This is a genomic window from Streptomyces sp. RP5T, from assembly GCF_003933965.1.
In the GTDB taxonomy this organism is placed as follows: Bacteria; Actinomycetota; Actinomycetes; order Streptomycetales; family Streptomycetaceae; genus Streptomyces.
Genome location: NZ_RSAJ01000870.1, coordinates 1 through 2,556 on the forward strand (window position 1 = coordinate 1; position 2,556 = coordinate 2,556).

The 2,556-nt window shown below is 71.8% G+C and carries 3 protein-coding genes; all 3 read right to left on the reverse strand.

What is annotated here, in order from left to right:
• Window positions 1–12: 12 nt before the first annotated feature.
• Window positions 13–1,206, reverse strand: a complete 1,194-nt coding sequence (gene kynU, locus EHS43_RS42245) for a kynureninase (RefSeq protein ID WP_125195773.1) — start codon at window positions 1,204–1,206, stop codon at window positions 13–15.
• Window positions 1,199–2,041 carry a tryptophan 2,3-dioxygenase family protein gene (locus tag EHS43_RS42250; RefSeq protein WP_125195774.1) on the reverse strand — a complete coding sequence of 281 codons (843 nt, stop codon included), beginning with the start codon at window positions 2,039–2,041 and terminating at the stop codon, window positions 1,199–1,201. The genes kynU and EHS43_RS42250 overlap by 8 nt, the downstream gene beginning before the upstream one ends.
• A gap of 158 nt (window positions 2,042–2,199) precedes the next feature.
• Window positions 2,200–2,556 (reverse strand): DUF3151 domain-containing protein (locus EHS43_RS42255; protein WP_148104268.1); only part of this gene is annotated, 357 nt, incomplete at its 5' end.

The following is a 2,556-nucleotide window of genomic DNA, read 5'->3' on the forward strand; positions in this document are numbered from 1 at the left end:
CCGCCCTCCCGGTCAGATCAGCGTCTCCCCCAGTATCCGCGCCGCCCGCTCCACGTCCGCGAACCCGACGTACAGGGGTGTGAAGCCGAACCGCAGTACGTCCGGGTGCCGGAAGTCGCCCACCACGCCCCGCTCGATGAGCCGCCGCATCACGTCGTCGGCGTTCTCGCAGCGCAACGCGACCTGGCTGCCGCGCTCGGCGTGGGCACGCGGGGTCACGCACTCGACGCGGCCCTCGTCCACGTACGCCGAGACGCACTCCAGGAAGAAGTCCGTCAGGGCGAGGGACTTGGCACGCACCGCCTCGACCGACACCCCGTCCCAGACCTCCAGCGCCGCCTCCAGGGCGAGCATGGAGAGGATGTCCGGGGTGCCGACGCGACCGCGCAGCGCACCCGGCGCGGGTGCGTACGACGTTCGCATCCCGAAGGGCTCCGCATGGGAGTTCCAGCCGGGCAGCGGGGAGTCGAAACGGTCCTGGTGCTCACGCCGGACGTAGAGGTACGCCGGTGAACCGGGGCCGCCGTTCAGGTACTTGTAGGTGCAGCCGACCGCGAGGTCCACGCCGTGCGCGTCGAGGCCGACCGGCAGGGCGCCCGCGCTGTGGCACAGGTCCCACACGGCGATCGCGCCCGCGGCGTGCACGGCGCTCGTGAGTCCGGGCAGGTCGTGCAGGCGCCCGGTGCGGTAGTCGACGTGGTTGAGCAGGACGGCCGCCGTACGTTCGCTCAGCACGTCCGGCACCTCGGCCGGGGTCACCGCGCGCAGGGTGCAGCCCGTCATCCGGGCCGCGGACTCGGCGATGTACCCGTCCGTGGGGAAGGTGGTCGCGTCGACGACCACCTCGTCACGCCCGGACTCCGGCCCGCCCGCGAGCCGCACGGCGCCCACAAGTGCCTTGAACACGTTGACGCTTGTCGAGTCGCCGACCACGATCTGCCCGGCCGCCGCCCCCACCAGCGGAGCGACGAGGTCGCCGATCCGTTCGGGAGCGGTCCACCAGCCGCTCTCGCCCCAGGACCGTATGCGCAAGGACCCCCACTGACGGCGTACGACGTCCTCGACGCGCTCCGGGACGGCGGCCGGGAGGGCGCCCAGCGAGTTCCCGTCCAGGTACACCACGTCGTCGAGGACGAACCGCGCGCGCACGCCCGCCAGTTCGTCGGCGCTGTCCAACTTCTCTGCTCGCAGGGCAAGTTCAGACATGGGACCGCGCCGTCCACAGCTCGGGGAAGACGTTCTTGCGGGCGCGCTTCTCCAGCCAGGCCACCCCGGCGGAGCCGCCCGTGCCGGCCTTGGAGCCCATCGCGCGGCGGGTGGCGACGAGATGGTCGTTGCGCCAGCGCCACACCAGCTCGGCGACATCGGTCAACGCCTCGCCCAGCCGGGCCAGTTCGTCGTCCTCGGGACCGGAGTAGAGGGCTGTCCAGGCGGCCTCGACCTCCTCCGAGGGCTCGTAGCGGCGGGACACATCCCGCTCCAGCACGGCGGCCGGGATCGCGTGCCCGCGCCGCGCGAGCAGCCGCAGCACCTCGTCGTACAGGCTCGGCTCGTGCAGTGCCTTCTCCAGCTCGGCGTGGACGCGGGGCGCGCCCCGGTGCGGGACGAGCATGGACGCGGACTTGTCGCCGAGCAGGAACTCCATGCGGCGGTACATCGCCGACTGGAACCCGGAGCCCTCGCCGAGGGCGGAACGGTAGGAGTTGAACTGCGCGGGCGTGAGCTGGCCGAGCGGCCTCCAGGAGGCGTTCAGTGCCTCCAGCTCACGGACGGATCGTTTCAGCGCGGCAACGGCCGTGGGCACGTCGTCGGAGCGCAGCGCGGCGGCCGCGGTCTCCCACTCGTGCACGATGACGGTGAACCACAGCTCCATGACCTGGGTCGTGACCAGGAAGACCATCTCTCCGGGATCGTCGGAGAGGGTGTGCTGGAGGTGGGTGAGCACGTCCGCCTTGACGTAGTCCTCGTACGGCGTCGTGCCTTGGAAGTCGAGATGCGGGGTCTCGGGCTCCTGCGATTCCTGAGCCTCATGGGACGACATCGCTGTCTCCTGTTATTACTCCGGGTAGCGGTCCGCCCTGCCGTTACCGACACGGGGCCCCGGTCCCCGCCGGGCATCCTCTTCCATGGTCCGTGGAAATGGCAAGGCCCGCCTGGTCACACAGGCGGGCCCGGAAAACGGGGACGGCTCGGCCGGACTCAGCCCAGCGTCTCGGCCGCCGTGAGCGAGGAGTCCTTCAGGAACTGCGAGCAGCGCTCGTACTCCTCCTGCTCGCCGATGGCACCGGCGGCACGGGCGAGGGCGTGCAGGGCGCGCAGGAAGCCGCGGTTGGGCTCGTGCTCCCAGGGCACCGGGCCGTGCCCCTTCCAGCCGCTGCGGCGCAGAGCGTCCAGGCCGCGGTGGTAGCCCGTACGGGCGTAGGCGTACGACTCCACGACGCTGCCGCGCTCGAACGCCTCGTCGGCCAGCTGGGCCCAGGCCAGCGAGGAGGTCGGGTACTTCGCGGCGACATCCGCCGGCGGGGTGCCGTTCGCAAGGAGCTCACGGGGCTCCGG